The sequence below is a fragment of the Rossellomorea sp. SC111 genome (assembly GCF_024733565.1).
Taxonomy (GTDB): Bacteria; Bacillota; Bacilli; order Bacillales; family Bacillaceae_B; genus Rossellomorea.
Map to the genome: position 1 here is coordinate 267,624 of NZ_JANIOC010000003.1, position 26,496 is coordinate 294,119.

The 26,496-nt window shown below is 46.9% G+C and carries 27 protein-coding genes; 3 read left to right on the top strand and 24 right to left on the bottom strand.

From position 1 onward, the window contains the following. Positions 1-95: 95 nt before the first annotated feature. Positions 96-248 carry a Fur-regulated basic protein FbpA gene (locus tag NQ095_RS05295; protein ID WP_258262422.1) on the top strand — a complete coding sequence of 51 codons (153 nt, stop codon included), beginning with the start codon at positions 96-98 and terminating at the stop codon, positions 246-248. Between the two features lie 52 nt (positions 249-300). Here NQ095_RS05295 and trxB read toward each other — a convergent pair whose 3' ends face one another. From trxB to hprK, 15 genes are all read right to left on the bottom strand, one after another. Beyond that, on the bottom strand, positions 301-1,248 hold the full coding sequence (trxB, locus tag NQ095_RS05300) for a thioredoxin-disulfide reductase (protein ID WP_258262423.1): 948 nt from the start codon (positions 1,246-1,248) through the stop codon (positions 301-303). Positions 1,249-1,400: 152 nt separating this feature from the next. Then, the gene (locus NQ095_RS05305) at positions 1,401-2,912 is read right to left on the bottom strand and encodes a tetratricopeptide repeat protein (protein WP_258262424.1); all 1,512 of its coding nucleotides are present in this window, start codon (positions 2,910-2,912) and stop codon (positions 1,401-1,403) included. Between the two features lie 124 nt (positions 2,913-3,036). Next, the gene (gene hisIE / locus NQ095_RS05310; protein ID WP_258262425.1) at positions 3,037-3,666 is read right to left on the bottom strand and encodes a bifunctional phosphoribosyl-AMP cyclohydrolase/phosphoribosyl-ATP diphosphatase HisIE; all 630 of its coding nucleotides are present in this window, start codon (positions 3,664-3,666) and stop codon (positions 3,037-3,039) included. Further along, on the bottom strand, positions 3,663-4,421 hold the full coding sequence (gene hisF / locus NQ095_RS05315; RefSeq protein WP_258262426.1) for an imidazole glycerol phosphate synthase subunit HisF: 759 nt from the start codon (positions 4,419-4,421) through the stop codon (positions 3,663-3,665). Before hisF ends, hisIE begins: the two co-directional genes overlap by 4 nt. Then, positions 4,415-5,149, bottom strand: coding sequence for a 1-(5-phosphoribosyl)-5-[(5-phosphoribosylamino)methylideneamino]imidazole-4-carboxamide isomerase (gene hisA / locus NQ095_RS05320; protein WP_258262427.1), 735 nt, complete (start codon positions 5,147-5,149; stop codon positions 4,415-4,417). The genes hisF and hisA overlap by 7 nt, the downstream gene beginning before the upstream one ends. After that, a complete protein-coding gene (gene hisH, locus NQ095_RS05325; RefSeq protein ID WP_258262428.1) occupies positions 5,146-5,781 on the bottom strand; it encodes an imidazole glycerol phosphate synthase subunit HisH in 636 nt (211 codons plus the stop codon). The genes hisA and hisH overlap by 4 nt, the downstream gene beginning before the upstream one ends. Before the next feature lie 3 nt (positions 5,782-5,784). Then, on the bottom strand, positions 5,785-6,372 hold the full coding sequence (gene hisB / locus NQ095_RS05330) for an imidazoleglycerol-phosphate dehydratase HisB (RefSeq protein ID WP_258262429.1): 588 nt from the start codon (positions 6,370-6,372) through the stop codon (positions 5,785-5,787). Positions 6,373-6,428: 56 nt separating this feature from the next. Continuing rightward, a complete protein-coding gene (gene hisD / locus NQ095_RS05335; protein WP_258262430.1) occupies positions 6,429-7,703 on the bottom strand; it encodes a histidinol dehydrogenase in 1,275 nt (424 codons plus the stop codon). A 170-nt stretch (positions 7,704-7,873) separates the two neighbouring features. After that, a complete protein-coding gene (hisG, locus tag NQ095_RS05340; protein WP_375162811.1) occupies positions 7,874-8,497 on the bottom strand; it encodes an ATP phosphoribosyltransferase in 624 nt (207 codons plus the stop codon). Then, a complete protein-coding gene (locus tag NQ095_RS05345) occupies positions 8,494-9,681 on the bottom strand; it encodes an ATP phosphoribosyltransferase regulatory subunit (protein ID WP_258262431.1) in 1,188 nt (395 codons plus the stop codon). The genes hisG and NQ095_RS05345 overlap by 4 nt, the downstream gene beginning before the upstream one ends. Before the next feature lie 388 nt (positions 9,682-10,069). Further along, complete coding sequence (locus NQ095_RS05350; RefSeq protein ID WP_258262432.1) at positions 10,070-10,609, bottom strand: acyltransferase; 540 nt, start codon at positions 10,607-10,609, stop codon at positions 10,070-10,072. Continuing rightward, on the bottom strand, positions 10,606-11,256 hold the full coding sequence (gene ppaX / locus NQ095_RS05355; protein ID WP_258262433.1) for a pyrophosphatase PpaX: 651 nt from the start codon (positions 11,254-11,256) through the stop codon (positions 10,606-10,608). The genes NQ095_RS05350 and ppaX overlap by 4 nt, the downstream gene beginning before the upstream one ends. After that, entirely contained in the window at positions 11,228-12,193 is a 966-nt protein-coding gene (locus tag NQ095_RS05360; RefSeq protein WP_258262434.1) for a nucleoside recognition domain-containing protein, read from the bottom strand. Before NQ095_RS05360 ends, ppaX begins: the two co-directional genes overlap by 29 nt. Positions 12,194-12,212: 19 nt before the next feature. Further along, positions 12,213-13,049 (bottom strand): prolipoprotein diacylglyceryl transferase, encoded by an 837-nt coding sequence (lgt, locus tag NQ095_RS05365; protein WP_258262435.1) that lies wholly within the window; start codon positions 13,047-13,049, stop codon positions 12,213-12,215. A gap of 31 nt (positions 13,050-13,080) precedes the next feature. Next, positions 13,081-14,016 (bottom strand): HPr(Ser) kinase/phosphatase, encoded by a 936-nt coding sequence (hprK, locus tag NQ095_RS05370; protein ID WP_098439060.1) that lies wholly within the window; start codon positions 14,014-14,016, stop codon positions 13,081-13,083. Between the two features lie 68 nt (positions 14,017-14,084). Here hprK and NQ095_RS05375 point away from each other — a divergent pair, with 68 nt between their 5' ends. Further along, positions 14,085-14,375, top strand: coding sequence for a hypothetical protein (locus NQ095_RS05375; RefSeq protein ID WP_258262436.1), 291 nt, complete (start codon positions 14,085-14,087; stop codon positions 14,373-14,375). A gap of 295 nt (positions 14,376-14,670) precedes the next feature. On the opposite strand, the gene NQ095_RS05380 is transcribed toward NQ095_RS05375, so the two are convergent. From NQ095_RS05380 to uvrB, 7 genes are all read right to left on the bottom strand, one after another. After that, entirely contained in the window at positions 14,671-15,321 is a 651-nt protein-coding gene (locus tag NQ095_RS05380) for an alpha/beta hydrolase (protein ID WP_258262437.1), read from the bottom strand. Positions 15,322-15,423: 102 nt separating this feature from the next. Then, a complete protein-coding gene (locus NQ095_RS05385) occupies positions 15,424-15,780 on the bottom strand; it encodes a phage holin family protein (RefSeq protein ID WP_258262438.1) in 357 nt (118 codons plus the stop codon). Further along, positions 15,780-15,983, bottom strand: coding sequence for a PspC domain-containing protein (locus NQ095_RS05390; protein ID WP_258262439.1), 204 nt, complete (start codon positions 15,981-15,983; stop codon positions 15,780-15,782). The genes NQ095_RS05385 and NQ095_RS05390 overlap by 1 nt, the downstream gene beginning before the upstream one ends. Before the next feature lie 21 nt (positions 15,984-16,004). Then, on the bottom strand, positions 16,005-17,135 hold the full coding sequence (locus NQ095_RS05395; protein WP_258262440.1) for a DUF4097 family beta strand repeat-containing protein: 1,131 nt from the start codon (positions 17,133-17,135) through the stop codon (positions 16,005-16,007). Between the two features lie 22 nt (positions 17,136-17,157). Continuing rightward, positions 17,158-17,472 (bottom strand): magnetosome magnetite crystal formation protein family, encoded by a 315-nt coding sequence (locus NQ095_RS05400; RefSeq protein WP_034764310.1) that lies wholly within the window; start codon positions 17,470-17,472, stop codon positions 17,158-17,160. A 485-nt stretch (positions 17,473-17,957) separates the two neighbouring features. Beyond that, positions 17,958-20,831: an excinuclease ABC subunit UvrA gene (uvrA, locus tag NQ095_RS05405; protein ID WP_258262441.1), complete on the bottom strand. Its 2,874-nt coding sequence runs from the start codon at positions 20,829-20,831 to the stop codon at positions 17,958-17,960. A gap of 7 nt (positions 20,832-20,838) precedes the next feature. Then, positions 20,839-22,821 (bottom strand): excinuclease ABC subunit UvrB, encoded by a 1,983-nt coding sequence (gene uvrB, locus NQ095_RS05410; RefSeq protein WP_258262442.1) that lies wholly within the window; start codon positions 22,819-22,821, stop codon positions 20,839-20,841. Between the two features lie 597 nt (positions 22,822-23,418). Between uvrB and NQ095_RS05415 the strand changes: the two genes are divergently transcribed. Beyond that, positions 23,419-25,434: an N-acetylmuramoyl-L-alanine amidase gene (locus NQ095_RS05415; RefSeq protein ID WP_258262443.1), complete on the top strand. Its 2,016-nt coding sequence runs from the start codon at positions 23,419-23,421 to the stop codon at positions 25,432-25,434. Positions 25,435-25,478: 44 nt separating this feature from the next. On the opposite strand, the gene NQ095_RS05420 is transcribed toward NQ095_RS05415, so the two are convergent. Both NQ095_RS05420 and NQ095_RS05425 read right to left on the bottom strand, forming a co-directional pair. Then, positions 25,479-25,709, bottom strand: coding sequence for a CsbA family protein (locus NQ095_RS05420; RefSeq protein WP_034764322.1), 231 nt, complete (start codon positions 25,707-25,709; stop codon positions 25,479-25,481). A 72-nt stretch (positions 25,710-25,781) separates the two neighbouring features. Next, positions 25,782-26,423 (bottom strand): HD domain-containing protein, encoded by a 642-nt coding sequence (locus NQ095_RS05425; protein WP_258262444.1) that lies wholly within the window; start codon positions 26,421-26,423, stop codon positions 25,782-25,784. Between the last annotated feature and the right edge of the window lie 73 nt (positions 26,424-26,496).

Genomic DNA, 26,496 nt, shown 5'->3' on the forward strand with positions numbered 1-26,496 from the left:
AGAATTCTAAATTGGTAGAAAACTTAACAAACCAGAAGACTTTCCGCCAAGATCCCCGTACACTTTCCTTAAGAATCCAAAAGGAGTGAACACGCATGCCATATTTACGTGAAGCCGTTGAACGAGAGAGGCAGCAATTTATTCGTCGGTTGGTAGAAGCTGGGGTTTACAAGCCATGTGATGAAGGATTAAAGAAGTTGACCCTGTCGGAGTTGGTGTATGTGTTTAATAAGCATAAGAAGAATTGACCGATAAAAAAAGCCTTACGAGAGGATTCCCCTTCCGTAAGGCTTCGTTACATTAACCGTTTTTGACTTTTTCTTTCAGCTCTTCGATATAGTGCTGAGCGGTTTGTGCGGCGATGCTGCCGTCACCTGTTGCTGTTACGATTTGGCGAAGTTGCTTTTCACGGACATCTCCGGCTGCAAAGATACCAGGTACCTTTGTTTCCATTTGTTCGTTCGTTTCGATGTATCCTTCAGAGTTGATGATTCCGAGGTTCGCGAATGGCTTCGTCAATGGAAGCATTCCAATATAAATGAATACACCGTCTGCCTGGAAATCTGTTTCTTTTCCATTTTCAGTGGATACAAGGGTTACACTTCCGACTTTACCGTCTTTATCGTTGATTTCTTTTATCGTATGGTTCCAGATGAAATCCACTTTCTCGTTATCAAACGCACGCTGTTGCAGGATCTTTTGAGCACGGAGCTCGTCGCGGCGGTGAACGATCGTCACTTTGTTAGCGAATCTTGTCAGGTAAACCCCTTCTTCAACGGCAGAGTCCCCTCCACCAACGACAACAAGGTCTTTTCCTTTAAAGAATGCTCCGTCGCACACGGCACAGTAAGATACTCCGCGTCCGCCAAGTTCTTTTTCTCCAGGGACACCGATTTTCTTGTATTCTGCACCTGTCGTGATGATCACGGCACGTGCCTTGAATTCTTTTGAACCGGTTTTGACGATTTTGAAATCCTCGCCGTCCACGATTTCCTTGATGTCTCCGTATGCGTATTCCGCACCGAATTTTTTTGCATGGTCGAACATTTTATTAGAAAGGTCAGGTCCAAGAATATGGTCGAAGCCAGGATAGTTTTCCACTTCTTCCGTATTCGCCATTTGTCCGCCCGGCACTCCTCTTTCAAGCATAAGCGTTGAAAGGCTTGCACGAGACGTATAAACAGCTGCAGTCATTCCTGCAGGGCCAGCACCTACAATGATTACATCATAAATTTTTTCTTCAGACATAATGACATTCTCCTTCCGAAACAGTCGTAAGCACATTCTTTATTCAATACTATGGACAAAGGTTGGAATGGCGCCCAGAAGCCTTCAACCCATAGTATTTACTTCCTACACCTATCCTATAAAAAATAGGTTCATATCGTCCAAAAATATGCTCAGGGCAGGTAACTTTCCACGACCGCTATATATTTTGTCAGTGTGCTTGTGGATAAGTCAAACCGGTCGCAAAGCTGCTTTTTCGTCACCTTTTCATTCCTGAGGCGATTCCAGACGAATTCCGTTGCCGCTGCAAATGCTTTGGCATTCTTGAAGGTTTCCCGTTCTTTGATCCCCCGGTAGGCAATCGTGAACCACGTAAGGAACAAACCGGATTCCACGCTCGTGATCGGGTGATGTTCGCCATATAGATGAAGGGCGACCTGATGCATATTCTGGATTTCCTGATTCACCTTGATCGAACTATTGCCGTTACTATTCAATACCTGCGCCAAATACACCTTCTCGACAATCGACAGATCCTCTATATCGCAAAAGTCTGCGTGAGTGAGGATGGCCCTTTGATTATCAGAGATGGACGTCAGGAAAAGGCCGAATAATTTCTCTTCCGTATACTCACTTTGAAGCTTTTTTAAAATGGATGTGACGTGATTTTCAAAGCCTTCCTCCTGTTTTTGGTCGTTCCAAGGCTCGAGCCCTTCTTTTTCAGGGTTGATATCAAGTACCTTTTTCCACGCATTACGGGCCGTATCCTCATGACCTGTCTCATAAGCTGAATAAGACAACCAGTAATAAAAGCTCGCGTCACCTTCGAAGCCGATCTTCTGAAGGGACTTCAGCCAATCATACGCACGCTTTGAATGACCCACAAGTGCAAATGTGGCACCGAGCTTGTAACGGTGCTCATGGAGAAGGGGACGGACCTTCTCAAGACCCCGGATCAGTTGTTCAAGCTCGTCATGGCGTTTTTGGTAGAAATAAAAGACCGCCGTATTGCACAGGGCATGAAGATTACCCGGATTCTTCTCAAGCACCTCTTCCAGAGTGGCGGACGCTTTATCCACTTCTCCAAGATAGAAGTAGGCAAGGGCCAGATTATTATAAGCCGACCAGAATTCAGGATAGTCCCGGATGACCTCCTGTAAGGTATCCACCGCCTTCTGGAAGTGACCGGATTCGAGGAGATCCCTTGCTTTCTCCTGCTGGACGATGAGCTCATCATGCTCATACAGATCATCCACAATCAAGTCGGAATCGAGTTCCAGAAGCTCCAGCAAGTCCTCGGCATCCTCGACGAATTCACCGTATTCTTCTTTCTCAAGATATGTGGAGACCTGTTCGTACGCCTCTTTAAATAAGCCTAGGTGGGCATAGTTATTGGCCAAGAAATAATGGCATTCCGTCATACGGGGATCGAGATCCTCTAGTATGGTATGCAATAAATCATTGGAACGCTTGTAATCACCAAGCTCCGTATACACAATCGATAATTGACAGGCAATCATCGGTTCAATCGGTTCTAATTGAAATGCTCTATTTAAATATTTTAACGATTTCTTAAGTTCACGACGTTGATAAGCTTTCATCCCTTTGTTGTAGTAATACTCACCAGTGGGGACAAAAGACAACACTTTCGCTTCTTCACTACTTAATTTTGACCCTTTTCTCATCAAAGTCCTCCGAAACGTTCATAGTATAACTACAGTAGTATATCATACAATACACCCGTACTAAACTACCATATTTTGAGGGACGGACCTTCGCGCCAGGCGCGAAGGTCCGTCCCTCTGTCTGTTACTTATTATGACGTTCCACGAGGACATCCAAGACCGTTTCGAGTGGAAGTTTTTGTTCTCTTAATAGGACGAGGACGTGGTAGAAGAGGTCGGCGACTTCCCATTTGAGTTCTTCACTGTCCCTGTTTTTTGCGGCAATGATCACTTCTGATGCTTCTTCTCCTACTTTTTTAAGGATTTTGTCCACTCCTTCTTCAAAAAGGTAGGTTGTGTATGCTCCTTCCGGACGCTCGATTTCACGAGTTTCGATAAGTTTTTCCAGAGTGAGAAGAATATTTTCTTTTGATGCTCTCTCCTCACCAAAGACTTTTTCATGGAAACAGCTGTCCTCCCCTTTATGGCAGGCAGGACCTTTCTTCGAGACGAGGACCAGAAGGGCATCTTGATCGCAATCCCACGTGATATTCTCGACCGTTTGGGTATTTCCGCTCGTTTCACCCTTGTGCCAAAGCTCTCGGCGGGACCTGGAATAGAACCAGGTTTCCCCCGTCTCAACGGTTTTTTTAAGTGAGGTTTCATTCATATAGGCTAGTGTCAGTACATCCTTCGTTACAGCATCCTGTACGATGGCAGGCACAAGGCCTTTGTCGTCGTACTTCACGGATGCGATCCAATCAGTGTTTGTCATCGTACGTGCACCTCTTCTTTTCGTAAGTAGCTTTTCACTTCTTCTACACTCGTTTCTTTATAATGAAAAATGGAAGCTGCCAGGGCCGCATCGGCTTTCCCTTCGGTGAATACGTCTTTAAAGTGACCTGCATTCCCGGCACCGCCGGAAGCGATCACGGGAATCGACACCGCTTCGCTGACTGCCTTTGTAAGAGCCAGGTTAAAGCCTTTCTTCTCTCCATCGCTGTCCATGCTCGTCAGTAAGATTTCCCCTGCACCGAGGGCTTCCACTTCCTTCGCCCATTCAACGGCATCAAGGTCTTTCAGCTTCCTGCCTCCGTGGGTGTAAACCTTCCAGCCCTTGGTTCCTTCGTCATATTTGGCATCAATCGCCACTACGATACATTGGGAGCCGAAGTAATCGGCCCCTTCCCGGACTAGCTCCGGCCTCAGAACGGCTGCTGTGTTCAGGGAGACCTTGTCCGCTCCTGCCCGGAGGATCGCTTTCATATCCTCCACCGAATTGATCCCTCCACCCACTGTGAAAGGAATCGCTAATTCGGCAGCCACATGTTGAACGACCTCGACCATGGTTTTGCGGCCTTCATGTGATGCAGAAATATCCAGGAACACCAGCTCATCCGCCCCTTGCTCATCATACACTTTGGCAAGTTCCACGGGATCCCCCGCATCACGGAGCTCCACAAATTGAATGCCTTTTACCACCCTGCCTTCCTTCACATCCAGGCAGGGAACAATCCGTTTCGTTAACATGACTTCACCTCTTTTAATGCCTCACTCACAGTGAACTTCCCTGTATAAAGGGATTTTCCGCAAATCGCACCGGAGACTCCCTGGCTTTCGTATCGATTTAACATCTTCAGATCTTCCAGTGAGCTAATGCCTCCAGACGCAATCACTGATTTCCCCGTTTGTTCGGCAAGATCCACAACCGCTTCAACATTGGGACCAGATAGCATTCCGTCTGTGGCAATATCGGTGAAAATGAATGTTTCTGCACCGGCTTCAGCGAGTTCCTTTCCAAGATCGACCGCTTTAAGAGCAGAGGTTTCCAACCAGCCATGGGTCGCCACATAGCCATCCTTCGCGTCAAGTCCGATGGCAATCTTATCACCATATTCCCGAAGCCATTCTTTCACTAATTCCGTGTCGGAAACAGCAATGCTGCCAATGATGACACGGTCGACACCCTTGTTCAAATAGTGCTCGATATCCTCTTTCGTACGGATGCCTCCTCCGATTTGAACCTTGGCATCGAGTTTTTCTGCAACGGCAATCACGAATTCATCATTGATCCGGGAGCCTTCCTTTGCCCCGTCAAGATCCACCATATGAATCCACTCGGCCCCTTCATCGGCGAATTTTTTTGCCATATCGAAGGGAGAGTCTCCATACACCGTTTCCTGATTATAATCCCCCTGAATGAGACGGACGCATTTTCCGCCCCGCATATCAATGGCAGGATAGATTGTAAAACTCATGAGACCCTCTCCTTCACCCGTTTTGTAAAGTTTTCTAACAGCTGCATGCCAAGCTCTCCGCTTTTTTCGGGGTGGAACTGCATGCCGTAAATATTGTCACGACTTACGACGGCAGGGATTTCAACTCCTGCATAATCAGCGCTTGCCGCAATCACGTCTTTGGATCCTTCCTGCACATAATAAGAATGCACGAAGTAAACATAGCCTTCCGTTAACCCTTCTAAAATGGTGGAGCTTTTCTGGTAACGGAGAAGATTCCAGCCCATATGAGGGACTTTGTAGGCATTCCCTTCACTGTCCTCTTTCGGGATATGTAGCACTTCCCCAGGGAGCAGAGCCAATCCCTTCGTCGTTCCATTTTCCCTGCTTTCCTCAAAAAGGAGCTGCATACCTAAACAAATTCCAAGGAGTGGTTTGCCACTTTCCGCAAACGTCAGGATAGTTTGTTTTAAATGAGTGGTTTCAAGGAGACTCATGGCATCCTTAAATGCACCGACCCCGGGCAAAATCAACCCGTCGGCAGTCAATAACTCTTCTTGTACATCACTTATAAAGTAAGGGGCGTTCAATCGTTCCAGCGCTTTACTGACACTGAACAGATTTCCCATTCCATAATCCACAATTCCAATCATGAATCATAACATTCCCTTCGTTGATGGTACCCCTTTTACCCGGGGATCGATCGTGGTCGCTTCATCCAGGGCGCGTCCCAGTGCTTTGAAGATCGCTTCGATGATATGGTGGGTATTGTGACCGTAATGCACGATGACATGGAGGTTCATCCGGGCTTCAAGGGCAAGTTTCCACAGGAATTCATGAACAAGCTCCGTATCGAAGGTCCCCACTTTCTGACTTGGAAGTTCTGCCCGGAATTCAAGGTGAGGGCGGTTGCTCAGGTCCACCACGACTTGAGCCAGGGCTTCATCCATCGGGACCATGGCCGAACCATAACGCTTGATGCCTTTCTTGTCTCCAAGGGACTCAAGCAGTGCCTGTCCGAGGCAAATCCCGATATCCTCTGTCGTGTGATGATCGTCGACCTCCGTGTCCCCGTTTGCCTCGATCGTACAATCGAATTGTCCATGCTTCGTGAACAAGTCCATCATATGACTCATGAACGGGACCCCTGTCTCGATCCTCGAATTCCCTTCCCCGTCGATTCCAAAACTCAATCGGATATCTGTCTCACTCGTCTTACGCACAATCTCTGCACTTCTCACCATGATGTCCTCCTTTTTTGGAGGGACGGACCTCACCTCTGCAGGTCCGTCCCTCTTCCCTATTTCTCTTTATCGAATCGTATCTCCACTGCTCTCGCATGTGCTTCAAGACCCTCTAATCGGGCAAGCTTCGCGATTTTTTCGTAGTTTTTCTCCAGTGCCGTTTCGCTATAGGATATGACACTTGTCTTCTTCATAAACTCATCCACATTCAACGGACTTGAGAAACGGGCTGTCCCGTTCGTCGGCAGAACATGATTCGGTCCTGCAAAATAATCCCCGACAGGCTCGGAGCTGTATCGTCCGAGAAAGATCGCTCCGGCGTGGCGGATTTTCGCCATCGTTTCAAAGGGCTTATCCGTCAAGATTTCCAGATGCTCTGCAGCGAGCTTATTCACGACATCGATTCCTTCTTCAATATCTCCCGTCACATAGATTGCACCAAAATCCGTGATCGATTGACGGGCGATTTCTTCCCGGGGAAGAGCAGCCAATTGACGCTCAACCTCAGCGGATACCTCTTCCGCAAGTGTCGATGAAGGGGTCACGAGGACCGCTGAAGCAAGGGCATCATGTTCTGCCTGGGAAAGAAGGTCTGCCGCGATTTCATCTGCCCTCTGATTTCCGTCGGCCAGTATCACGATTTCACTCGGCCCTGCAATCATATCGATATCCACATCACCGAACACTTCCCGTTTGGCGAGGGCAACGTAAATGTTCCCCGGTCCCGTGATTTTATCCACAGGCGAGATGGATTCCGTCCCGTAGGCAAGTGCGGCAACGGCTTGAGCGCCACCGACTTTAAAGATTTCCTCTACTCCTGCTACCTTCGCGGCCACGAGAACCCCCGGAGATAACGTTCCGTCCTTACCTGGAGGTGAAACCATTGTAATTCTCTTTACTCCGGCCACTTTTGCCGGAAGGACATTCATCAATACGGATGACGGATAGGCTGCGGTCCCACCCGGAACGTACACACCAACCGAATCAAGAGGCGTGAGCTTTTGACCTAACATCGTTCCATCTTCATCTGTTGAAAACCATGACGATCTCTTTTGCTGTCCATGAAAGTCCCGAATATTATCCGCCGCTTCTTCAATGATCGATATCATTTCCTGATCGAGTGAGGAGAAAGCTTCCTCTATCTCATTCTCAGACACTTTGTAGTTCTCTAAATGAATACCATCGAATGTCTCTGTATATCCACGAACCGCTTTGTCTCCATCCTTTTTCACAGCAGAAATGATCCCCTGGACCGCCCTGCGCTGCTCCTCCGTACCACTATCCACAGAGCGCTTGATCGACGCCCCGCTAATATCCCTAATAATCTTCACATCATTCACCAACCTTTATGAGGGACGGACCTGTTATCAGGATCAGTCTCAAATATGTAATCTCTATTCAGAGGGACGGACCTCGATTTCCATCGATATTCCGTCCCAAAAGCTTCTTAAATTCCTGCAAACACTACATTCCGGACTCGAACAAGAGAGGTCCGTCCCTCTCACCCGATGATGCGTGTCAGCCGGGTGACGAGGTCTTCGATTTTTTCGTCTTTCATCCGGTAGCTGACGGGATTGACGATGAGACGTGAGGTGATGCCGACGATGGTTTCGTATTCGACCAGGCCGTTTTCTTTCAGGGTCCGGCCGGTAGAAACGATATCGACGATGCGGTCGGCAAGCCCGATTAACGGCGCGAGTTCGATGGAACCGTTCAATTTAATGATTTCCACCTGCTCTCCCTGCTCCCGGAAATAGGAGGAAGCGACATTTGGATATTTAGTCGCGATCTTCGGCGCCACCTCACTCATCTTCGTATTCGGCAGTCCCGCTACCGCCAGATAACAACCACTGATACGAAGATCCAGGAGCTCGTAGACGTCCCTTTCTTCTTCCAGCATGACGTCCTTCCCGGCAATTCCTAAGTCAGCGACACCATGCTCCACATAGGTCGGGACATCCATCGGTTTGGCGAGGATGAAACGCAAGTCCTCCTCTGGCACTTCGATGATGAGCTTTCGTGAATCATCGAATTCAGGCGGAAGGTTGTAATCGGCCTGCCTTAATAGTTCCACTGCTTCTTCAAATATCCTGCCTTTAGGCATGGCAATGGTTAACGAACTCATGATGTTTCACCGCCTTTCCGGTCCTGTCCGACGACGAAGTGGACATTGCTGAACACCTTTGTGAATTCGTCCACATCTCCTACACCCTTCCAGTTCTGCAGCACAACCTCGACCCCTTCATTCCTCAAGTCACGCGCCAGGCCAATCGCTTCCTTCCTGCGCTCATCACTGAACAGGACACACTGCTGAAGGGTGGAAGATAATTCAACCTGCATGGCTTCCAGAACATAGTCAAGGCGTAACCCGAAGCCTGTCGCTCCCGAATTTTTGCCGAACTTTTCAAGGAGCTTATTGTAGCGTCCGCCATTCCCGATGGCAAACCCGACATTCTCCCCATACACTTCAAATAAAATGCCGGAATAATAGCTCATATGACTGACAAGGCTCAAGTCGAATTTCACATATTTCTCCACTTCATAATCTTTTAAAATACTCCAAAGATCTTTCAGCTGCTCCAAGGCACCCAGTCCTTTTCCTCCTTCAAGGAGGGCATATGCTTCACCGAGTACATCTTCCGATCCCCGTAATTGCAGGAACCGGAAAAGCCTTTCTTTATCGATGGATGATAGGGCCAGTTCGTTGACATGCTGACGGTAGCCGACATAATTTTTTTCATATAAATATCTTCTTAACGTGTCTGCCCGTTCTTCGGTACCGACGATTTGAGTGAACAGCTCCTGTACAAATCCGATATGGCCGATGGAAATCTTGAAATGCTCCAAGCCTGCTTCTTTAAGAACCGATACCATAAGGGCGATGACTTCGGCATCTGCACTGACGGAATCATCCCCGATGCATTCGATCCCCACCTGTTCAAATTCTGCCGGCCGCCCGCCTTCCCGCTGCTGGGCCCTGAAGACTGAATTGGAATAGGCAAGTCTGAGAGGGGCTTCTTCTTTTAATAATTTTGAAGCCGCAACCCGCGCGATCGGGGCAGTCATATCAGGCCTCAACACGAGTGTATGCCCCTGTTGATCCAATAGCTTGAAGAGCTGTTGATCGAGGATCGCCGATGCTTCACCGACAGTTTCATAATACTCCAGGCTCGGGGTTTCAATGAACCGGTAACCCCAAAGCTTCATGGCCTGTTCCATTTTCTTCTTCGTCTGATCTTTGATCTCATATAAATCAGGAAATGTATCTCTCATTCCCAATGGCTTCTCGAACATAAATAAATTCGTCATAAGAACCACCTTTGGCGTATTAATTCATCTATTTTTCCCTTAACGGGGGATTGTTACTACTTCTCGATTATTCAGAAATCCTTTAGTTCGCTAATGTGCTAATAAAATAAAGTTATTTGTAGTGTAGCGTTTCTTTTTTTATTCGTCAACCGTTTTGAAGGGGGAATTGTCGGGGGAGTGTTGCAGGGAGCGAAAGGTTATGTGGGGGCTTTAGTCATTTGACGTTTTTAACATATATCGGCCATTCCAGAAATATCGGCGACAAAATGAAATACCTCACAAATAACCAATCTATCTGCCATTCGACAAATTCCGCCACACTTCCTGCCCCGTTTCACAAAAATAAAAAAAGGCAAAGACAGAATCCACTCTATCTTTGCCTTTTCCCTTATTCTTCTTTATTCAACCCATAGATGCTGTCTTCCCGCCAACGGTCGGCCAACTCGTCTTTCGTATAGATGACTTTCATCGGGTTCCCACCGACGAAGGCCCCTGCCGGCACGTCTTTATGTACGAGGGTACCTGCTGAGACGATGGCACCATCGCCGATCTTCACGCCCGGTAACACCGTCGTGTTGGCACCGATCATCACTTCCGATCCGATCTCCACCTCACCCAGGCGGTACTCTTTGATCAAATATTCATGGGCAAGGATCGTTGTATTATAGCCGATGACCGTATTCCGTCCAACGGAAATCTTCTCCGGAAACATCACATCCAGCATCACCATGAGGGCGAAGGACGTGTGTTCACCGATGTTCATCCGTAGAAACGTCTTGTAAAGCCAGTTTTTCATTCCTAAAAATGGCGTGTAACGGGCAAGCTGGATGACGATGAAATTTTTGACGACCTTCCCGAATGGTACGGTTTTGTACACATGCCAGAGGGAATTTGCTCCTTCAACAGGATAGCGGGTCGTCCGTCTCATACAGTCGGGGCCCCCACGATTGCTAGTAAGTCCTTCATATTTTCAAGCATGAAGTCCGGTTCATAGTGGGCAAGATGTTCTCTTCCCTTGGCACTCCAGGCAACACCAGCCGACAGGACGCCTGCATTTTTTCCGGCTAAAATGTCGTGGTGATTGTCTCCGATCATGATGGCTTCAGAAGGGGAAGATCCCAATAGCACCAATGCTTTTTCAATCGGTTCTGGATGGGGCTTCGCGTTCTCCACCTCATCAAGGGTGATGATGACGTCAAAGAACGGACGAAGATTCATCAAATCCAATCCTTTCAATACCACATCACGGACCTTCGTCGACACGATCGCCAATTTGTATCCATTGTCGTAAAGGGTCTTCACGGTTTCATAGACTCCCTCGAACTCTGTCACGAGGGCATCATGATGCTCGTGATTGTATGCACGATAGTGAGCACACATTTCTTCCATCTTATCGGGATCCAATCCACCGAAGGACTCTTCAAGTGGCGGTCCCATAAAAGGATGGACGTCCTCTTCCTTGTATTGCCCCGGATAATAATGATTCAATGTATGCAAAAAGGATGAAATGATCAGATCATTCGTGTTGATCAGTGTCCCATCCAAGTCAAATAGAATTGTTGTAATCCTGCTCATAATGCAGCTCCTTTTCTTTCTTAGCATCAACTTTATTCCAAATATACGCCACCAGCATGGTTAACAGGATGGCGGTCACCAGCCTGATCAAAAGAAGCGGCAGTACAGGTATGCCAAGGGGGATGAAGATCAATGTATCCTCCACCACTGCGTGACATGCCACTAAAAAGAGGAAAGCGATCGTGACATCTTTCTTACTGACCCCATCTTCCTTGACCGCCTGGATCATGACACCCGCCCCGTAGGCGAGACCGATGACGAGTCCCGCCACCATCGTCGTCGACGTATTCTCATTCATTCCGAGGGCCCGTGTAGCAGGGGACATCCAGCGGGAAAATGCGTCCATCCATTTCAAATCTTTCATCACCTGAATGATGATCATCAGAGGAATGACGATCATGGCCAATTGAAGGACACCGAACCCTGCTTTTTCAAGGCCAAGCAAGACGATCTCTCCCCATCCATCGGGCTCCGCCTGTTGTGGGGGCATCATTCCATACTTGGCAATATCAGATCCCCCGCTCCATACGAGATTGATGATGACGGCAGACAGGAGTGCAAGTCCGATTCTCACCGTGACAATCAGCCAGATCTTCACGCCCACTTTTGACGCGACCGTCGATTCAATGAAAAGATTATGTGAGAAAGACAGCATCACCGCAATGATGAATACTTCCTTCACCGTTAAATCAAGGGACAAAATCCCTCCGATCCCTGCGTATAGGTTAAGGAAATTCCCAAGGACAAGGGGAATCGCCGCATCACCAGAAAGACCGAGAAGCCTCATGAATGGCGAAATTTTCTCCATGATCCAAGGCAGGACCGGAGTGTATTGCAGCAAAAAGACGATCAGCGTGATGGGGAAAATGACTTTCCCCAACGACCACGTTGTTTTCAATCCTGAGAGTCCCCCATTTTTCAAAGATGACATCCACATACTTCCCTCTCCCCTTTTATTATGCGTTCACTGTATCTGTCTTTTCATCGTATGCCTTTTGGGCAAGACCTGCTTTTCTTCTGTAAACGAACACAGCAATCGCGGCAATGATCAGGACGATGGAAATCACTTGAGCGAATCGTAAAGATCCGAGCATCAGACTATCCGTCCTCAGTCCCTCTACATAGAATCGTCCGATCGAATACCATACTACATACACGAGGAACAATTCTCCCCGACGCAGCCAGTCGGCTTTTCTTCTCAGGATAAGAAGGAGGATCAACCCTGCGAAACTCCAAAGAGATTCATATAAGAAGGTAGGCTGGTAATACGCACCGTCAATGTACATTTGATTGATGATAAAATCAGGAAGCTTTAAACCTTCAAGGAATGAGCGTGACACTTCACCACCGTGGGCCTCCTGGTTCACAAAGTTCCCCCAGCGTCCGATCGCCTGACCGAGGATGATGCTTGGTGCGGCGATATCCGTCAGTTTCCAGAAAGACAACCCTTTAATTTTCGCAAAAACAACAGTGGTGAGGACGGATCCGATCAACGCACCGTGAATGGCAATCCCGCCATTCCATACTTTGATGATATCCCCGGGGTGATCGGCGTAATAATCGTCCCACTCAAAGGCAACATAATAAATCCTGGCACAGATAATGGCGATGGGAATCGCCCAGACGAGCAAATCGATGAAGGTATCGGGATGAAGACCTAAACGCTTGCTTTCACGAATGACTAAGTAAAGTCCCAGTGCAATTCCAAGTCCGATGATGACTCCATACCAGTGTACCTGGATCGGACCGAGTGAAATGGCAATAGGATCGATTGGCGTAATATTCTCGTTCATTGTGTCTCTCCTTTTTTATTATATGTAAAGCTTAGATATCTTCATTCTCCCCGTCTTCAATCACATCAGCCAGACGGTTTGTAAACTGTTCGGCGGCATTGACGCCCATTCGTTTCAGGCGGAAGTTCATGGCAGCCACTTCGATGATGACGGCAAGATTTCGTCCCGGGCGGACCGGCACGGTATATTTCGTAATATCCGTATCGATGATTCTCATTGTCTCTTCTTCCAGTCCAAGGCGGTCATATTGTTTCGTTTTATCCCACAGTTCAAGATTGATGCACAGGGTAATGCGTTTGTAGTTTCGCACGGCTCCGGCACCGAACAGCGTCATCACATTGATGATCCCGAGTCCCCGGATCTCAAGGAGATGTTCGATCAACTCAGGAGAACTGCCAATCAACGTATCCATATCTTCCTGTCTGATTTCCACGCAATCATCGGCGACAAGGCGATGCCCTCTTTTCACAAGCTCAAGGGCGGTTTCACTTTTCCCGACACCGCTTTTTCCGGTGATCAATACACCGACCCCGTAGATGTCGACCAATACACCATGGATGGCCGTAGTAGGAGCAAGCTTACTTTCCAAGTAGTTCGTCAGTCTTGAAGAAAACCGTGTCGTTTTCATGGAAGAACGCATGACAGGGACATCATAACGATTCGCTGCTTCCACCAGCTCATCCGGTATCTCCAGGTCTCTTGAAATAATGATACCAGGGGTGATATCTGTACAGAGCGCTTCCATCCTGCGCTTGCGTTCTGCTTCATCCAGCAATTCGAGGAAGGATAATTCGGTTTTCCCCAGTAATTGAATCCGTTCGGCGGGATAGTAGTTGAAATACCCGGCAATTTCTAGGCCGGGACGGGAAATATCACTCGTCGTAATCGGTCTATGTAAACCCTCTTCGCCGCCGACAAGCTCCAATTTAAACTTCTCGACGATATCTTTTGTGCGAACTTTAGCCAAAAGTAGCTCCTCCTTCACGTTACACTCGCTTCATATTTATAAGCGTACTCTAACCTATTTTAGCAATAATGGAGAAAAGCGCAAGGAGGCTTGCTTATCCACAAAGACTGATTGAGTTTGGGGATGAGAAGGTGGGTTTTTTAAGATGGTTTACGCAAAAACAGTTCGTTAATATCATAATATCTGCTATGGCTCTGTCATCCAACATGTGCTGGCTGGTGATGGGAACTGCTGCGCTTTCCGCGGACGTACGGCCGAGCCTCCTCAGCTTCGCTTCCGGGGTCTCAGCACTCCCGTTTTCCGCAGGAGTCTACGAAATTCCCTTCACCATCTATATTAGATATGAGGGACAGAGCTAAAAAGGGAATTATATACATACTACGATTGGTCGTTGAAGACTTTTAAATCAGGATTCTGAAACCGTCTAGGTGCCGAGATTTGTCTTTTGAAAAACTCAACATATGTGTTGATTGGAGCGGAAGGTGCTCGACTCCTGCGGGAATTGCGGGAAAGGTGAGACCCCGCAGGGTAGAGCTAGAGGAGGCTCAACTCACGCCCCGCGGAAAGCGAGCACCTGGAGCGGAAATCAACCACTACTCACCTCTTCAAAAGTAAAAAAGTTTATGAAAACATCAAGAAAAGCGCAGCCATTTGCTACGCTTCTGAGAATGCTTTGATGATCGACATGATCTCTTTATGGGTGGAGATGGAATCAAGTACCTTGAAGTCATGTTCAAGACTGTGGTTGACCCCTTTGATCAGATGCATCTCCAGGCGGGGATTTTTTTTAAGTTCAATGAATCGCCCCTCATCATGGTGACGGTCCTCGTCCCCGACGATACAGAGACCCTCCTGCTTACTATTCAACATAGCCTGAAAGATTTCATCCTCTTTCAATAAGGGGGTCAACCAGATGAACTTGGCATCCTGCACGGACTCCCTTCCCGCTTCATTCCCCAAAGCCAGTGTCCCGAACGACTTAGCCACTATGTGGATATGTGGATAGGCATGATGTTGTAACACCTTATCGATGATTATATTTACATCGTGCTTTAAAGCATCATCCACCTCTTCCACAGAAAATGTTTCGTAGTTGGCACTCGAATATTGATAGTTAACATGCAGCACGTCAAAATTTTTCTCCAGATAAATACCTGTCGAATAATGAAGCAAAGGTGCCTGCACGGTGTAACCAAGTCCCGGCAAGAGGATGGCAATCCCTTCAACCTTTTTTCCTTTGGATAACAATGTGTATGGGACATCGATTTCCCCATACCCCTTTATCACACCCGCTGTCATTTTCATATGATCCTCCCTCCTCTTTCCAAGTATTTCTATTTTAAAATTAAAAACCCCTTTTTTAATCACAAAAAAACTCCGGCATGAGAAAACCGGAGTCCTTCTGTATTATTTCTCTTTCATCGGGTCGAGAACCGCTTTTTGGATGACCAAATTGGCAAGTGACAAAATGATCGATGCCAGAATGGCCATGCCGAAACCCGAAAGTTCAAAACTGCTTCCCATCAGTCCATCCGTCAGTAATAACGTGATGGCGTTGATGACGAATAAGAAAAGTCCCAATGATAAAATCGTGACCGGCAATGTCAGGATGATCAAAATGGGTTTCACGAGCACATTCAGAATCGACAGGATAAAGCTCGCTCCAATTGCAGCCCCGATCCCCGACACTTCGAACCCGTCAAAAAAGCCGGCTAATGCAATAAAGATCACTGCATTGATTAAAATTCCAATAATCCATCTCATTATCTGATGGCTTCCTCCTCATGTGGCAGCACGAAGGCCAATAAACCATATACGACAGCCAGTGGGAAAAATCCCGTTGGAATGAGCAGGATGATGAAGATCACCCTGAGAATCGTTGAATCAATCCCTGCATAACGGGACAATCCTCCAATCACCCCGGCAAGCTTACGGTCAGACCTTGATCGTGCTAATCGTTTTTTCATCGTTATTCCCTCTTTCTCATCTTATGCGTTGTCCTTATTAACATTCTTCTGTTCATGTTTTTTTATGAGGACAGATCCTGCTTTTGTTTCCGCAAAAAGATGAAGCTTATCGGCTGAGTCAGTCTTACGGCTGAATCGGATCGATTTCTGCACCACTTCATTTTTTTCCTCTAATACATCAATACCCTGAAGTTCCACCTTGAAACTACCGAAATTTGATTTGGCTTCCCCGGATATATTGATGTTTTCAGGAACAAACAAATCAATATTGCCCGTCACTGTTTTCGCGTGTACTGTATCTGATTTCTCCCCGGTCAGAGCACATACGATATTCCCATTCAGGGATTGAACATCCAAAGAGGAGATATCTCCTTCAACGTGCACCTTGCCATTAATGGATTCTGCCTCCACATGATCCGCTTTAGCGGTCAGAATGGAGATCGCACCGTTAGACGTTTCGACTTCCGCTTTCTTAGAAGTCAGACGGTCGATCTGGATTTTCCCATTGGCAGCCTTGGCACGGAGGTCTTGCACATCTAAATTCCCCGCTTTTAACCCACCATTGAATAAACGGACAGAAATCCTTTTATACTGGTGTTTAGGGATATATAACTTAGAGTCAACCTTCATCCATTTTAGTTGCGTGGAGTAATAGAGCGTATCCCCGTCAACGGCAAAGGACGTATTCTCCATAAACTGCTTTCTCGCTTCTTCATAATCTTCCGTACGATACACCTTGGCTTCACATTCCACCCGGACTTCTTCGCCATCCCACGGAATAAGCTCCACTTTTCCGTTAGCGACATCGATGTCAATTTTTTCAAAGTCTGTATTCGGCTGCTGGTACACATGGGACAATTCCACCGATTGATTCCATTGAAAGTCGAAGTCGAAATTTTTGATTTTGTGCAGTGCTGAATTCATGAAATCCATAAGCTTATCTTTCGGATTACCTGCATGAGACGTGTGCTCTTTTTCTTCCTTTTTATCATCTTGGAAGATGGATACAAATTCATCAAGGAAATCCTTCTCTTTTTTTGGCTTTGATGTATGCGGCTTTTCATCAAGTGCTTCCAGTAATGCCACAGCTTCCTGTGCAGAAATCGTTCCATTTTCCAACATATCCAAAATGCGTTTACGTTCTTCATTCATACTCTTTCATCCCCTTTATTGATTATAAAAGTACTTTGATGCCCTTATACACATTCCAAATGACCACGACAACACTAAGTAATATAGCTAAACCGATCATGATGACAGTAAAGACCGGCAATCCTGCACCACTTGCGAAAACCCCCATATCCATAACCAAACCTGCGAACACCAGGGGAACCGCTATGACCGGTAACAAGTGTGATAAAAACGCTGATTTGGCGTCCTTTTTCACGTGTGGATTGTCTGATACGAAATAGACGATCAAGGGAAAAAGGAAGCCGGCAAAAAATATACTAAAATAGCATAGAGCTGACAGTACCTTATTGGTCTCCATCTTCATCATCTCCTCTACTATTATTTACGATACGCTGGGCAAAAAGTTTCAATGCATTTGTTATAATCTTATTTTCTCATATGGGAAGTGTGCCTAGACTCCATCTGGAGGCTGAGTTTGGGTAGGTATGGAGAGGTGTTTTTCTATTTCAGGATGAATCATGCCCAGATACTCTTAATGAAGTGAGTGGTAGTTGATTTCCGCTGCAGGTGCTCGCTTTCCGCGGGGCTGGCGGTGAGCCTCCTCGGCTTCGCCTGCGGGGTCTCACCTGTCCAGCGTTTCCCGCAGGAGTCGAGCACCTTCCGCTTCAATCAACTTGCCAAGCATGTTCTTTTAACCTGAAACTCAGTCATAAGTCACCATTTAACAAGAGTGCTCTTACACACTCTCCCCCTTCTTACTAAAATAGTAATGATGAAGTTAAAACTCACTGCCTTATTCATTCTTCGAAAAAAGAGAGATGCACAATGCATCTCCCTTTATGTTTAATTAGTAACTTCTTCTTTTTCGCGGATTTTCTTTTTCATGCGTTCTCGATCGCGTTCCAGGACGGGTTTCAGGTATTTCCCTGTGTAGGAACCTTTTACTTCTGCCACTTTTTCAGGGGTGCCGGTTGCGACGATTTTACCGCCTTTGTCCCCGCCTTCCGGTCCAAGGTCCACCAGGTAGTCGGCTGCTTTGATGACATCGAGATTGTGCTCGATGACAAGGACGGTGTCCCCGTTTTCAACGAGTCGTTGAAGGACGACTAGGAGACGGGCGATGTCATCGACATGAAGTCCTGTCGTTGGTTCATCGAGGATGTAGAGAGAGCGGCCTGTCGAACGGCGATGCAATTCGGACGCCAGTTTCACACGCTGGGCTTCCCCACCGGATAATGTAGTGGCCGGCTGCCCCAATGTGATGTAGCCAAGGCCCACATCAAAGATGGTCTGCAGTTTACGTTTGATCTTAGGGATATTTTCAAAGAATTTCACTGCATCTTCGACGGTCATCTCAAGGACGTCGGAGATATTTTTATCTTTATATTTCACTTCAAGGGTTTCACGGTTGTATCGTTTTCCATGGCAAACCTCACACGGTACGTATACATCCGGCAGGAAATGCATTTCAATCTTGATGATCCCGTCTCCGCGACACGCTTCACAGCGGCCACCCTTGACGTTAAAGCTGAAACGTCCCTTTTTATAACCACGAACTTTTGCTTCGTTGGTGGTGGCAAATACATCGCGGATATCGTCGAATACGCCGGTGTACGTAGCCGGATTGGATCTCGGTGTACGTCCGATCGGTGATTGATCGATATCAATGACTTTATCCAGATGTTCTATTCCCTTCACTTCTTTATGCTCACCAGGCTTTGATTTCGCATTATGAAGCTTTTGAGCAAGTGACTTGTGGAGGATTTCATTGATCAATGTACTCTTCCCTGATCCCGATACCCCGGTCACAGCTGAGAAGATCCCTAAAGGCAGCTTAACTTTGACGTTGTTCAAGTTATTTGCCTTCGCACCCACAATTTCAAGGTAACGCCCGTCAGGCTTGCGTCTTTCCTGTGGAAGGGGGATGAACTTCTTCCCGGACAAATATTGACCGGTTAATGAGTTAGGATCGTCCATTACTTCCTGTGGTGTCCCTGCTGAAATGACTTCTCCACCATGGACCCCCGCTCCCGGCCCGATATCAATCAGATGATCCGCAGCCATCATGGTGTCTTCATCATGCTCCACAACGATCAACGTATTACCGATTTCACGCATATTCTTTAACGTATCAATCAGTCTATCATTATCCCGCTGGTGCAAGCCGATGGACGGTTCATCCAGGATATAAAGTACCCCGGTCAGACGGGAACCTATTTGAGTGGCCAGGCGAATCCGCTGGGCCTCCCCTCCCGAAAGCGTCCCTGCCGCACGGCTGAGTGTCAGGTATTCAAGACCTACATTCATAAGGAAACCAAGTCGTTCACGAATTTCCCTGAGTATCAGGTTGGCAATCTTCATATCTTTTTCAGATAGTTCAAGTTTATGGAAGAACTGCTCTGCTTCTTCAATCGAAAAAGCCGTCACTTCGCCAATATGAAGGGAATCCACTTTCACAGCGAGGCTCTCTTCTTTCAAGCGATGACCGTTACAGGCAGGACAGTCCTGCTGCGCCATGTACTTTTCCATCTGCTCCCTGATATAATCCGAGCTCGTTTCACGGTAGCGACGCTCCACATTGGGAATGACCCCTTCAAAGCGAAGATAGTTTTCCCGGACCTGGCCGAAATCGTTCTCGTAGCGGAAGTAGATTTCATCTTTACCGGATCCGTAAAGGACCTTATCCATTTGATGTTTCGGGATGTCCTTCACGGGGATATCCACGGGAATCTCATAATGGTCACATACTGCTTTCAGCAGGGAAGGATAATATTGAGAACTTGTCGGTTCCCACGGGGCGATCGCATGCTCATCGAGGGTGCGGTCCCAATTCGGGATGACGAGTTCTTTATCCACCTCAAGCTTGGTCCCCAGTCCGTCACAACTCGGGCATGCCCCGAACGGACTATTGAAGGAAAACATCCTTGGTTCAAGTTCCGTGATGGAGAATCCACAGTATGGACAAGCATGATGTTCACTGAATAGAAGCTCATCTTTCCCGATGACATCGATGATCACCTGACCATCCGCCAGTCTCAGTGCCGTTTCAAGGGAGTCGGAGAGGCGCGCTGCCACTCCTTCCTTCACAACGATCCGGTCGATGATGACTTCGATGGAGTGCTTCTTATTTTTCTCCAAAGAGATTTCTTCACCAAGGTCCTGTACTTCGCCATTGATGCGGACACGTACGAACCCCTGCTTCTTGATGTCTTCCAGTGTCTTGACATGGGTGCCTTTTCTGCCCGAAACGACGGGTGCAAGTACTTGCAGCTTCGTTCTTTCAGGATACTCAAGGACCCTGTCCACCATCTGTTCAATCGTCTGGGAGGTGATTTCGATCCCGTGATTGGGACAGATCGGTTTTCCGACCCTCGCAAACAACAGACGAAGATAATCATAAATCTCTGTTACAGTTCCAACTGTTGAACGGGGATTGCGGCTCGTCGTTTTTTGATCGATGGAAATTGCCGGTGATAACCCTTCGATGGCGTCGACATCGGGCTTATCCATCTGACCGAGAAATTGACGGGCATAAGCAGAAAGGGATTCAACATATCGTCTCTGTCCCTCTGCATAAATGGTATCAAAGGCCAGGGAAGATTTCCCCGAACCCGATAGTCCGGTCAATACGACCAGTTTATCCCGTGGGATATTGATATCTATATTTTTTAAATTATGAGCCCTAGCTCCTTGTACGATTATTTGATCCTGCGCCATAATTCGTTCATCCTTCCGCCTTGAGCTCAAGAATGGTATCACGAAGCTGCGCGGCACGTTCGAAGTCCAGTGCCTTGGCCGCGTCCTTCATTTCCACTTCCAGGCTAGCAATAAGTTTTTGTCGCTCCGGTTTAGACATATTTGAAACCTTTGTCTGCTCTCCTTCATAAACCCCTGCTTCTTCAGCGGCATGAGTCGCCCTGATGACATCCCTGATTTCTTTTTGTATGGTCGTCGGGGTCACGCCGTGCTTTTCGTTGTATTCTTGTTGTATCGTCCGGCGACGGTCGGTTTCATCGAGTGCCTTTCTCATGGAGTCAGTGATTTTGTCTGCGTACATAATGACTCTTCCGTTACTGTTACGGGCGGCACGGCCGATCGTCTGGATCAGGGAGCGTTCCGAACGCAGGAAGCCTTCTTTGTCAGCATCCAATATGGTGACAAGTGACACTTCAGGTATATCCAGACCTTCCCGGAGTAAGTTGATTCCGACTAACACGTCATATTTGCCCAAGCGCAGATCCCGGATGATTTCGATACGTTCCAACGTCTTGATTTCAGAGTGAAGGTACTGGACTTTGATCCCGATTTCCTTCAAATAGGCAGAAAGATCTTCTGACATTTTTTTCGTTAACGTGGTAACGAGAACCCGCTCGTTTTTCTCGATCCGTTCATTTATTTCACCCAGAAGGTCATCTATTTGACCTTCAATCGGTCGCACCTCGATGACCGGGTCAAGAAGTCCCGTCGGCCGGATGATCTGCTCGACCATCTCAGGAGTATGCTCCAATTCATATGGTCCCGGCGTTGCCGAAACATAGAGAAGCTGCTTGGTTTTCTTCTCGAACTCTTCAAAGCGGAGGGGCCGATTGTCCATGGCTGAAGGCAGACGGAATCCATGATCCACAAGCACTTTTTTACGGGCCTGGTCCCCGTTGAACATCCCCCTGATCTGAGGCAGCGTCACATGGGACTCGTCCACTACGATCAGGAAGTCATCCGGGAAATAGTCCATAAGCGTATATGGAGTCGACCCCGATGGGCGTAATGTCAGGTGGCGGGAATAGTTCTCGATCCCTGAGCAGAAACCCATCTCCCTCATCATTTCCAGGTCATACCGGGTTCGCTGTTCCAGCCTCTGAGCTTCGAGCAGCTTGTTCTCTTCCTTCATGATCGCCAGCTGTTCTTCCAGTTCTTTTTCAATATTCTTGATGGCAACCTGCAATTTCTCTTCTCGGGTTACGAAGTGGGAAGCAGGGAAGATCGCGATATGGTCACGGTCACCCATGATTTCGCCGGTGAGGGCATCCACTTCACGTATCCGGTCAATTTCATCCCCGAAAAATTCTACACGCATACAGTGTTCATCACGGGAAGCAGGGAAAATCTCCACCACGTCTCCGCGCACACGGAAAGTCCCGCGCTGAAAGTCGATATCATTTCGTTCATATTGGATATCCACAAGCTTACGGAGCAATTGGTTCCGTTCAATTTCCATCCCTGTTCTGAGGGAAAGGACGAGCTCACGATACTCTTCCGGATTACCTAAACCGTAAATACAGGACACGCTGGCAATGATGATGACATCTTTCCGTTCAAACAGGGAAGATGTGGCAGAGTGTCTTAATTTATCGATTTCATCATTGATGCTGGCATCCTTTTCAATGAAGGTATCGGTTTGCGGAACATATGCTTCCGGCTGATAGTAATCATAGTAACTGACAAAATATTCAACGGCGTTATCAGGGAAAAACTCTTTGAACTCACTGTAGAGCTGTCCCGCCAACGTTTTATTATGGGCGATGATGAGAGTCGGCTTTTCAACCTGCTTGATCACATTGGAGACAGTGAAGGTCTTCCCTGTCCCAGTTGCCCCAAGTAAGGTTTGATGCCGTTTCCCTTCATTTATACCTTGTACCAGCTTTTCTATGGCAAGGGGCTGGTCCCCCTCTGGTTTATATTTTGATTTGAGCTCGAATTGATCTTTCACCGTGAAACCTCCTATAATAAAGGACTGCTACCTTGTATTTACCTACTTATACCCATCTTAAACACTGCACATTCATTTATACACATTCTACCACATTTCCTCTCTTATTAACCAATAATAAGCGAACAAAAGTTCGTTTTTCTTTTTGAGGGACGGACCTCAAAACGATCTTTTTCAACATTGTGGATAACTTTCCATTTTGAGAAAGGAGATGTCAAGGATTTTACATTCGACAGAGCCATGAGGTTTCATCTTCTTTTTTCGACAGCATTCGAACATTTCTATGCACACCCTGTGTATAACTATGTGCATAAGTCGGGTTTTCTTGTGGAAAATGCTTAAACTTATGCACATTTCGTCAAATTTCTTGTGAACAAATCCTGTGTATTCGATTTCAAACTGTGAATAACCTTCGAAAATCCACTGTTATTCACATAATTCACTCTTTATCCACAATTCAATCATTCCCTCCCCACATTCCCTTCTTCATGAATTATTCATCTAGGCATATATCCAATAATTGATTGACTATTCAGTCTATTTTTCTATAAGCTTTTTAATAGATTCAGCTAAAATACATAAGCACAGGAGGAATGTATGAAAAAATCAAAATGGTTGAAAGTCGCAGGTAGTCTCAGTTTAACGGGGTTCTTACTAGGTTCCGCCATGACACCCTTGTCTCCATCACTTTCTTCTCAAAAAATTGCACGTGCTGCCACGGTGGATTCATCCGAATTGCAAAAAGCCTTCCGACAAGCCGCTCAAGAATTTGACGTACCCGTTGAAATACTCCTTTCAGTGGGTTATAACATGTCGTTATGGGAGCATCATGAAGGAAAGCCAAGCGCTTCCGGCGGCTACGGATTGATGCATCTGACAGATGTCAATGTTGATGATTTGGAAGACCCTGACACATCGGTCAATCCGCTTCATATGTTTCTATCAGGAAAAGAAGACGTTCCCATGCAGGGGGTTGTAACAGAAGGAAAGCAAGCAGAAGTGTCTCTTTCAGATCCTAACTTTCACACACTAACAGCTGCGGCGGACTTGCTCTCCCTCCCATCTGAAGATTTAAAGAAAGATAAAAAACAAAACATCCGGGGAGCTGCGGCATTACTTGCAAAGTATGCGAATCAGACAGTCGGTAAAACTCCGACTGGCCTTGACGATTGGTATGGGGCCGTTGCTAAATACAGTGGTTCTTCCGATGAGACAGGAGCAAGGGATTTTGCCGATCGGGTATATGAAACGATCAACAATGGAGCGGTGAAACAGACAGAAGATGGCTCTTCCATCCATCTCGCTCCAAAACAAATCACTCCCGATAAAGAAACCATCAATCCATTACACTTAAAATCAGACGGCGGAGAAAACAAGGCCGATTGTCCGAAAGGTCTTGCCTGCCATTTCGTCCCGGCAGCATACAAAAAAATCAATCATGACGGGACATTCTATGAGTGGTCTTACGGTAACTACGACAAAGCCAACCGTCCATATGATAACCAGGAAATCAAATACATCGTCCTCCACGATACGGAAATCAGCTATGATCTAACCAAAACTGTGTTTCAGAGGGAAACGACCCAGGCTTCCGCCCACTATGTGATCCGCTCTTCAGATGGCGATATCACTCAAATGATCGACAATAAAGATGTAGCATGGCATGCGGGTAACTGGTATTTCAATTCCAAGAGTATCGGGATCGAACATGAAGGAATCGCCATTGAAGGGGCAGACTGGTACAACGAGCAGCTGTATCATGCCTCCGCACGTCTAGTAAAGCATCTATCCAGGGAGTACAATATCCCATTGGACCGCGATCATATCATCGCCCATGATGAAGTGCCGGGTACATCCGCAGCCAGACAGTCCACCATGCACTGGGATCCGGGCCCATTCTGGGATTGGGCACATTATATGAAGATTTTGGGGGCACCCCTTGAGTCAGGGAAGAAGCAAAAAGACGTCGTTCAGATCAATCCAAACTTTGACAAGAACATGCCGGATCTTCAGACACCGACGGGTGAGCCTGTACCAAAGCAATCGGCAAACTTCGTCTACCTGTATAGTTCTCCAAGCTTTGACGCTCCCCTTATCAAAGACACGGCACTTCCGAATGCCCATCCTTTAGATGCGTCGAATTGGGGAAATAAAGCAGTGACAGGTCAAACGTTTTATAAGGCAGAAGATCAAGGAGACTGGACAGCGATCTGGTACGGGGCCCAAAAAGCATGGTTCTATAATCCAAAAGGAAAAAACACCACAAAAGGTTCTGGGATCGTCATCACCCCGAAAGAAGGAAAAACGGGCATCCCTGTTTACGGTTTGGCTTATCCCGAAGCTGAAGCATTTCCTGAAGGCATTCCGGTAAGAGGGATGGATGTGCTTCAATATACTCTCACCCCGGGGCAGAAATATGTCGCAACCGAGAAAGTGAAAGGAAGCTATTACAGCGCTCCCGTTTATACGTACAATCCGGAGACGACCCACAAGATCGTCTGGGGAGACGACGAATTTTACCTGATTCACCTCAATCACCGTCTTGCCTTTGTAAGAGCTGAAGATGTGGATGTTGTGGAGAATCCCAAACATAAGCACCACCATAAGCGATAAAAAAACAAGGCCGTCCCAAAGGATGGCCTTGTTTTTCGTCGTGCCTATGCACTTCTCTTCGCTTTTTTCATCATCCGGTCACTATACCAGAATCCGGCGGTGAGCGATGCGGCGTCTATGACTATGAGCAACCATGAATCCGTATATCCCTTTGACACTGAAGCCGCTATGAGAGCAACGGTCAGAATCAAACCGACATAATGATTATATGTCACCCTTGTGAACAGAACGACAAGCAATCCCGGTAAAAATAAGCCTAAAATAATTTTCGACACGTTCAACTCTCCTTGTAAATAAGGGAATAACACATATTCTACCGAAGTTTCCCCTATCTGGAAAGGGGGTTCTTACTCTTCAGCATCCCGGATCAGTTTCTGTGTCCGTTCTTTCAGCTCATGATGGGGGATGAATTTCTCCGACAGCATATCAGGAAGGATGTATTCGAGAAAGTATCGGACGCATTCCATGTCTTTATATTTTACGATCGTCGTCAGTGCCTCCTGATAAATTTCAATAAATAACGGTTCAGGATTCCCTTTTTGGATTTCTCCAAAGGATTCGTATAGAAGATCGATTTTATCTGCGACGGATAAAATCCTCCCTTCCAGCGTCTCGTCCTTTCCTTCTTTAAAACGTTCCCGGTACACTTCCTGGAATTGTGGGGGAAACTCCGTTGTGATGAATTTATTCACCATCTGATCCTCCACCTGGCTGAAGAGCTCCCGTAGTTTTCCTGAAGCATATTTCACAGGTGTTTTGATATCACCGGTGAACAATTCTGCGTAGTCATGGTTCAATGCCTTTTCGTAGAGGGCTTTCCAATCCAGCTCTTTCCCGTTCTGTTCCTCCACCGTCCCGAGAAACTGGGCGATTTTCGTTACTTTAAAGGAGTGGCTGGCCACATTATGTTCGTGGTATTTGAATCGACCCGGACAGCGGATAAGTGTCTCAAGATCTGATAAGCTTTTAAAATAATGATGAATTCCCATGGTATTCTCCTCTCACTGATTATCTTTACTTTATGAAAATAGTATCAAGGAGAGTCGGCCGATGCAACGATTG

What these genes read in the sequence shown, in the direction of transcription:
- NQ095_RS05295 (WP_258262422.1), top strand. Translation starts at nt 96, where the DNA reads ATGCCATATTTACGTGAAGCCGTTGAACGAGAGAGGCAGCAATTTATT.
- trxB (WP_258262423.1), bottom strand. Translation starts at nt 1,248, where the DNA reads ATGTCTGAAGAAAAAATTTATGATGTAATCATTGTAGGTGCTGGCCCT.
- NQ095_RS05305 (WP_258262424.1), bottom strand. Translation starts at nt 2,912, where the DNA reads ATGAGAAAAGGGTCAAAATTAAGTAGTGAAGAAGCGAAAGTGTTGTCT.
- hisIE (WP_258262425.1), bottom strand. Translation starts at nt 3,666, where the DNA reads ATGACAAACACTGATTGGATCGCATCCGTGAAGTACGACGACAAAGGC.
- hisF (WP_258262426.1), bottom strand. Translation starts at nt 4,421, where the DNA reads ATGTTAACGAAACGGATTGTTCCCTGCCTGGATGTGAAGGAAGGCAGG.
- hisA (WP_258262427.1), bottom strand. Translation starts at nt 5,149, where the DNA reads ATGAGTTTTACAATCTATCCTGCCATTGATATGCGGGGCGGAAAATGC.
- hisH (WP_258262428.1), bottom strand. Translation starts at nt 5,781, where the DNA reads ATGATTGGAATTGTGGATTATGGAATGGGAAATCTGTTCAGTGTCAGT.
- hisB (WP_258262429.1), bottom strand. Translation starts at nt 6,372, where the DNA reads ATGGTGAGAAGTGCAGAGATTGTGCGTAAGACGAGTGAGACAGATATC.
- hisG (WP_375162811.1), bottom strand. Translation starts at nt 8,497, where the DNA reads ATGAGTTCGTTAACCATTGCCATGCCTAAAGGCAGGATATTTGAAGAA.
- NQ095_RS05345 (WP_258262431.1), bottom strand. Translation starts at nt 9,681, where the DNA reads ATGACGAATTTATTTATGTTCGAGAAGCCATTGGGAATGAGAGATACA.
- NQ095_RS05350 (WP_258262432.1), bottom strand. Translation starts at nt 10,609, where the DNA reads ATGAGACGGACGACCCGCTATCCTGTTGAAGGAGCAAATTCCCTCTGG.
- ppaX (WP_258262433.1), bottom strand. Translation starts at nt 11,256, where the DNA reads ATGAGCAGGATTACAACAATTCTATTTGACTTGGATGGGACACTGATC.
- NQ095_RS05360 (WP_258262434.1), bottom strand. Translation starts at nt 12,193, where the DNA reads ATGTGGATGTCATCTTTGAAAAATGGGGGACTCTCAGGATTGAAAACA.
- lgt (WP_258262435.1), bottom strand. Translation starts at nt 13,049, where the DNA reads ATGAACGAGAATATTACGCCAATCGATCCTATTGCCATTTCACTCGGT.
- NQ095_RS05375 (WP_258262436.1), top strand. Translation starts at nt 14,085, where the DNA reads ATGGAGAAAAGCGCAAGGAGGCTTGCTTATCCACAAAGACTGATTGAG.
- NQ095_RS05380 (WP_258262437.1), bottom strand. Translation starts at nt 15,321, where the DNA reads ATGAAAATGACAGCGGGTGTGATAAAGGGGTATGGGGAAATCGATGTC.
- NQ095_RS05385 (WP_258262438.1), bottom strand. Translation starts at nt 15,780, where the DNA reads ATGAGATGGATTATTGGAATTTTAATCAATGCAGTGATCTTTATTGCA.
- NQ095_RS05390 (WP_258262439.1), bottom strand. Translation starts at nt 15,983, where the DNA reads ATGAAAAAACGATTAGCACGATCAAGGTCTGACCGTAAGCTTGCCGGG.
- NQ095_RS05395 (WP_258262440.1), bottom strand. Translation starts at nt 17,135, where the DNA reads ATGAATGAAGAACGTAAACGCATTTTGGATATGTTGGAAAATGGAACG.
- NQ095_RS05400 (WP_034764310.1), bottom strand. Translation starts at nt 17,472, where the DNA reads ATGGAGACCAATAAGGTACTGTCAGCTCTATGCTATTTTAGTATATTT.
- uvrA (WP_258262441.1), bottom strand. Translation starts at nt 20,831, where the DNA reads ATGGCGCAGGATCAAATAATCGTACAAGGAGCTAGGGCTCATAATTTA.
- NQ095_RS05415 (WP_258262443.1), top strand. Translation starts at nt 23,419, where the DNA reads ATGAAAAAATCAAAATGGTTGAAAGTCGCAGGTAGTCTCAGTTTAACG.
- NQ095_RS05425 (WP_258262444.1), bottom strand. Translation starts at nt 26,423, where the DNA reads ATGGGAATTCATCATTATTTTAAAAGCTTATCAGATCTTGAGACACTT.